The sequence below is a fragment of the Leisingera sp. F5 genome, from assembly GCF_001593695.1.
In genome coordinates, this window is sequence record NZ_LUKH01000408.1 from 1 (window position 1) to 2,561 (window position 2,561).

Annotated in this window: 2 protein-coding genes and 1 pseudogene; 1 reads left to right on the top strand and 2 read right to left on the bottom strand. The window is 67.1% G+C overall.

Features of this window, described 5'->3' with window-relative positions; translation table 11 throughout:
- A partial coding sequence (locus tag A2I95_RS31040) for a caspase family protein (RefSeq protein WP_291736014.1) occupies positions 1–1,008 on the top strand: 1,008 nt, incomplete at its 5' end.
- A 403-nt stretch (positions 1,009–1,411) separates the two neighbouring features.
- Here A2I95_RS31040 and A2I95_RS42675 read toward each other — a convergent pair.
- Together A2I95_RS42675 and A2I95_RS31050 are read right to left on the bottom strand one after the other, a co-directional pair.
- A complete protein-coding gene (locus tag A2I95_RS42675; protein WP_367153094.1) occupies positions 1,412–2,293 on the bottom strand; it encodes a DUF4384 domain-containing protein in 882 nt (293 codons plus the stop codon).
- A pseudogene (locus A2I95_RS31050) lies at positions 2,259–2,561 on the bottom strand (type VI secretion system baseplate subunit TssF); the annotation flags it as partial. The pseudogene A2I95_RS31050 and the gene A2I95_RS42675, both read right to left, overlap by 35 nt.

Below are 2,561 nucleotides of genomic sequence, written 5' to 3' on the forward strand. Positions count from 1 at the left end.
GCGGTGGCGGATTTGAAAGAAAGCGGCCTGGCGGAGATGAAGGCGCCGACCGGCACCTTCCTGGCCTATGCAACGGCACCCGGCGATGTGGCGCTGGACGGGGAGGGGGCGAACAGCCCGTTCACTGCGGCGCTGGCGCGCGAGATCACCGCGCCGGGGCGGCCGGTGGAACAGGTCTTCAAGCAGGTGCGCCGGGCGGTCCTGGAGCAAAGCGGCGGCAGCCAGACACCCTGGGACACGTCCTCGCTGGTGAGTGATTTTGTCTTCGCAGAGGCCGGGCCCGAGGTGGTGATGAGCGCCGCGGAGGTGCAGGAAATGCAGATCTGGACCTCGGTCAAGGCATCGCGGGATGCGATGCAGATCATGCTGTTCCTGCGCGGCTATGGCGATGGTAAATACGCGGATGAGGCCCGCGCCATATTGGGGGAGCTGATGGCGGAAGAGCTGCAGGGCGGTGCTCCCGCACCGGCAGTTGCGGCTGCGGCCCCTGCACAGGACGCCGAAGCGGCGATGTTCCTGGCGGCGCAGGGTGATGGCAGCAAGGCGGCCTATGAGGCCTATCTGATGGCCCATCCGGAGGGCCGGTTTGCGGAGATGGCGTCCGCCGAGCTGGCGGCGATGCGGGCTGGCGCGGGCCAGGACCCGAAGGCTGGCAGCGAGGTGGCGGCAGCGGCCCAGCAACCTGAGCCGGAGCCGGTGAAACTGGCGGAACCCGGCCCGGTGACCTATGCCAGCCCGCTGCATACGGAGATGGCTGAGATTTCCGGGCTGACCCTGGCAGAAGCGGTGACCCGCTCGCCGGCTTTTCCGCCGGTTGAAGGCCTGCCGGAGAGCTATTGGAAGGACCAGGCCTGCAGCTCTTGCCACCAGTGGACGCGGGAGCGGCTGTGCACGCAGGGCAACACGTATCTCAGCCTCAACATGCAGCGCTCGTTGGGCAAGCAGCACCCGTTCGGCGGGGCATTGAAACAGGCGCTGAAGAGCTGGGCCGCGGGCGGTTGCCAGTAACGGCCGCAGCCCCAGGCGCAGCGACGCAGGAGAGGGGCTCCCGCCTGGTCCGGCGCATTTCACGAAATGCACCTTCCCAGTTGGGCGCGGCGCTGTGCTTCGCACAGCGCGGGGTTTCACCTTCGGGAAAGCAGACCCTTCGCAATACGGCATTTGCGGGTTGATTTGCTGAGAAGTGCTTAAGGGCAGGTTTGCCCTTAAGACACCATGCCGAGGATAATCCTCCCATTGCGGCCTCAGGGGTGAACCACGCGTGCCGGGCGGCTGCTGACGCAGCCCTTGACCCCGTAAAGAGCGGGGGAGAGCGCTGCGCATTAGCGCTGCGCCGGGCCCAAGGCCGCCAAGGTGCGGCGGCGCAAGCCGCGCGCCTGCGGGCGCGGGAGTACTGCCCTGGCGGCAGGGGTTACGGGGCGTGGGTCGTGATCAGGAAATAGACCCATTCGCCTTTGAAGTCCGGGTGCCGGCCGCGGGCCACCGCCACTTGGGTGCGCAGGTACTCCAGGTAGGGGACTGCAGGCTCGCTGATCGGGCGGGTGCCTTCGTAGAGAGGGTGGGAGGCGGCGAAGGCGACGGCGATTTCCTGGCCGTAGGGCGGGCCGACGGTGATTTGCAGGCCCGGGTCTCCCGCTTGTTTGGCGCCGACGCGCAGGGCGCTTTGGGGGGGTGCCTCCGCCAGCGGCACCAGCTCGTTCGGCGACAGGTGCAGGACTGCTCCGCCGGCGTCGAAATAGTCGACATAGACGTAAGCCGGATAGTCGGGGGCGGTGAGGTCGAAGAACAGCCGCTCGCCGCCGGAATAGTCGAGCACCCGGGCATGGGCGTCTTCCCCCACCAGCAGCGGGTTGGTGATCTGGTCGGTGCTTTGCGGCAGGCCGACGTTTGCGATCCCCGCCAGCGCGCCGCATTGCGGGCGGGGCAGCAGGCGCATCTGGTCGGAGACGGTGATATCGGCGCCCATCTGCGCCTGCAGCGCGGTCAGAACGGGTGACCGCAAACCATTCTCGGGCAGGTGGCCGCGGACCTCCAGCGTGGTGGTTTCCGGGACAAAGGCGACCTGCAGGCGGGAGCAGGGGACGGCGGCGAGGATGCCGGAGACACCATCGCGCAATGGATCGCCTTCGGCCACTGCATCGCCCGGCTGCATGAAGCTTTGGAAGGCGGCGAGGGAGACCGGGTCTATGTCGCCGCTGCCGCCCTGGAAGGCCAGTGCCGCCTTGATGCGGGGCGGGTCTGGGATCGCGGCTGGAGTTCGCCGGGTGGCTTTCGCCCGCGGCAGTGAAATCATTGGCAGAATAGAACGGGCGGAAGATCACGTCGTCCTCCCCCTCGCCGCTGATCCCGGTCACGCTGTTCAAGCCGTAAATCTCAAAATCCAGACCCGCGGTCCGGTTCGGGATCACGTGGTGTTCGGTATCAATCGGCGCAATCCGCACCCGGTCGCAGCGTTTTTCAAACAGGTTCACGGCCGGCACCGTGTTCAGCTTGAACACGTCCGGCACCACGATCGGGGCGATCTCCGGCATCCCTTCACGCAGCAGGATATACAGATCCAC